The sequence below is a fragment of the Pseudomonas sp. genome, assembly GCF_050739995.1.
Lineage (GTDB): Bacteria > Pseudomonadota > Gammaproteobacteria > Pseudomonadales > Pseudomonadaceae > Aquipseudomonas.
On sequence record NZ_JBOICG010000138.1, the window covers coordinates 1 to 2,845 of the forward strand.

Here is a 2,845-nt window from a genome sequence, read left to right on the forward strand (position 1 = left end):
GTAGGTGGCTTGACGGATGCGGAAGCTCAGGTCTTTGGCCGCGCCTTCTTGCAGCACGTACTTGGCCTCGATGTCGCGTTCCCATTCCTTGCCGTTGTTGGTGCCTTCGACGTTGGCGTCGGTACCTTTGGCATAACGGGTCATGAAGCTCAGGCCTGGCACGCCGTAGCTGGCCATGTTCAGGTCATAGCGAGCCTGCCAGGATTTTTCGTCTTCGGCGTTAAAGTCGGAACGAGCGATGGAGTTGGCCAGGAAAATCGTACCGCCGCCGTCTACGCCGTAGCCGTAGTCACCATCACCGCTAACCTTCTGGTAGGCCAGGGTGAATGTGTGAGCCTGGTAGGTGTACGCGCCTTGCAAGCTGTAGGCACGGTTATCCAGTTTGGTGGTGCCGTCTTTTTCTGCGCGTTGCAGGCCAGCGCCATCGCTTTTGGTGCTGTAGATGTTGAAGTCAACGGCCAGCGACTGATCTTTGTCGATCGCGTGGGTCCAGTTGAGGTTGGCGTAGGTTTTCTTCCAGTAGTCTTCAGTCTTCGCGTAGTACAGGCTGGCGGCGACTTCAGGGGTGAGTTGGTAGACGCCACCGATGAAGTCGGTTTTGGTCAGGCCCAGGCTGTCCCGGTAGGTCTGTGCTTGTGCCACGCTGGAAGTGAAGTGACCGCCTTCGAGTTTCAGGCCCTTGATCTCGTTGCTGGTGATCGAGATACCTTGCGGCAGCTCTGGCAGCAAGCGGCTGTCATCGGAAGCGAATACTGGCGCGGTGGTGTACTGGTCGCCTATCTTCAGAACGGTGTCCGAGAGGCGGAACTTAACAGCGCCGCCGCCTTTGGAATAGTCGTCCTGCGAGCGACCGTCTGAACCGGTAGGGAACAGGCCAGTGCCGGAGCGACCCTTGCCGCTGTCCAGTTTCACGCCCAACAGGCCGATCACGTCTACACCGACACCGATGGTGCCTTGGGTGTAGCCCGACTGGAACAGGCCGTTGAAGCCCAGGCCGGTTTCGTCGACGCGGCTCTTGCCAGTGTCGTTGTTACGGAAGTCGCGACTGAAGTTCAAGAGGCGAGTGTTGATGCTGAAAGTGCTGTCTTCAACAAAGCCCTTGGAGTCGTCCTGGGCGGACGCCATTGCGTACTGCGAGGTGCCTGCTGAAACAGCCAGGGCGATCATGCTCCACTTCATCACGCGCATCGTGATTTGCTCCTTTGGTTTTAGGAAGAGTACTGCCGTCCCACCTGTATTTTTATCTGGGCGGCTCTTTCTTTTTTGTGTCGGCGCAAAGTTATATCACGCAGACTCTATTGACGATACTTACCCATCTTTCCTTTCAGCTTCTTTACGAGGCTGTCGTAAATTGCTAGTTCCATGTCGCAAATTCACAGTCCGAATGTAACCGGACTGACAACTTCAATACTCTTTCAAACCACCCTTCGAAGTTTGAATTCATCCCTGCTGCGTATTGAAACGCTGCTGTTTTTTATCGCGAAACACTGGCTTCCAAGCGGGTGTCGTTGCCGACGATATGGGTGTGAATGCAACAAGCGTGCACAAAGGGGTACCCGTATGTCATTTTTTCGTGAAAAACATTACGGCACTGTAAAAACCGCATAAGCACGGGCTTTTTACGCCGATTGGTTTGGGCTTGACGCCCGGGCGATTCGCCCCTTGGGTGATACATAAATCCTGTTCCAGGACAAAACGTTACCGGTTCACCCTCATCAGTGGGTAATCGGCGGATCCCTTTGAAGCACAGATGGGTCATTTTGGTGCATCCCTTCGAGGCCCGGATTAGCGTAGCTCAACTATTTGAGTGCATCGAAAGGGGGCATGATTTTTTGTCGAGTCAACCCAAGGTCCCGTGCATTCGCCGTGAAGCCGGGCGCAATCGAAGGTATGCTGGGCGCCTGAAACTGACCTGCCAAACGGAGTGCCCACGGTGTTCGCCTTAGATCAACGTCTGCAACAAGACACACTGGTTATCGGGGACTTCCCGCTGTGCCGGCTGCTGCTGTCCAATGACTCGAATTACCCTTGGTTCATCCTGGTGCCGCGCATCGACGGTATCAGCGAAGTGTTTCAACTGGATGTCGCCGATCAGCACTCGTTGTGGCAGGAAACGACAGCACTGGCACAGTTGCTCAATGAAGGGCTGGCGGCCGATAAGATGAACATCGGCGCGCTGGGTAACGTCGTCAGCCAATTGCATGTGCATGTGATTGTGCGCAAGCGCGATGACGCCGCCTGGCCAGCACCGGTCTGGGGCAAGCATCCGGCGCGGCCTTACACCGAAGAGCAAGTGGCGGCGATTCGCAGCCGACTGCGTGATCTGTTGCCTGCCGGTTTCATTTTTACCCAGGATTGAATCATGGACCTGCAAGACCGCGTCACCGATCTGGAAAGCCGCCTGGCCTTCCAGGACGACACCATCGAAACCCTCAATGACATCCTGGTTACCCAGCAGCGCGCCGTCGAGCGCCTGCAATTGCAGATGACCGCGCTGCTCAAGCGCCAGGAAGAAATGGGCGGCCAGTTCGAGACATCCGAAGAAGAGGCGCCGCCGCCGCACTATTAATGGCGAGACGCGCATAAAAAAACCGCGACCCAGCCAGGCTGGATCGCGGTTTTTTTATGCTGCGAAGGCTGGGGTCAGCGACGCGGCAGTGCAGCGATGACATCTTCGGCTTGCAGGCCTTTGTCACGGTTCATGACAGAGAACTCCACACGCTGGCCTTCGACCAGAACTCGATGGCCTTCGCCGCGGATAGCCCGGAAGTGGACGAAGATATCGTCGCCCGAGTCGCGGGAAATGAAGCCGAAGCCCTTGGAGGTGTTGAACCACTTGACGGTA

4 protein-coding genes are annotated in these 2,845 nt (G+C 56.2%); 2 read left to right on the plus strand and 2 right to left on the minus strand.

The features are described 5' to 3' along the window. A partial coding sequence (locus ACRESD_RS04815) for an OprD family porin (protein ID WP_431749880.1) occupies window positions 1-1,188 on the minus strand: 1,188 nt, incomplete at its 3' end. A gap of 745 nt (window positions 1,189-1,933) precedes the next feature. On the opposite strand from ACRESD_RS04815, the gene ACRESD_RS04820 reads away from it, so the two are divergent. Both ACRESD_RS04820 and ACRESD_RS04825 read left to right on the plus strand, forming a co-directional pair. Then, entirely contained in the window at window positions 1,934-2,359 is a 426-nt protein-coding gene (locus ACRESD_RS04820; RefSeq protein WP_431749881.1) for an HIT domain-containing protein, read from the plus strand. 3 nt (window positions 2,360-2,362) lie between these two features. Continuing rightward, window positions 2,363-2,569, plus strand: a complete 207-nt coding sequence (locus ACRESD_RS04825) for a SlyX family protein (RefSeq protein WP_015885618.1) — start codon at window positions 2,363-2,365, stop codon at window positions 2,567-2,569. Window positions 2,570-2,643: 74 nt separating this feature from the next. On the opposite strand, the gene ACRESD_RS04830 is transcribed toward ACRESD_RS04825, so the two are convergent. Continuing rightward, window positions 2,644-2,845: cold shock domain-containing protein (locus ACRESD_RS04830; RefSeq protein WP_153364369.1), on the minus strand; the 202-nt coding region annotated here is incomplete at its 5' end.

Bases quoted from the DNA above. Each gene is read 5' to 3' on its own strand.
- ACRESD_RS04825 (WP_015885618.1), top strand. From the start codon at position 2,363: ATGGACCTGCAAGACCGCGTCACCGATCTGGAAAGCCGCCTGGCCTTC.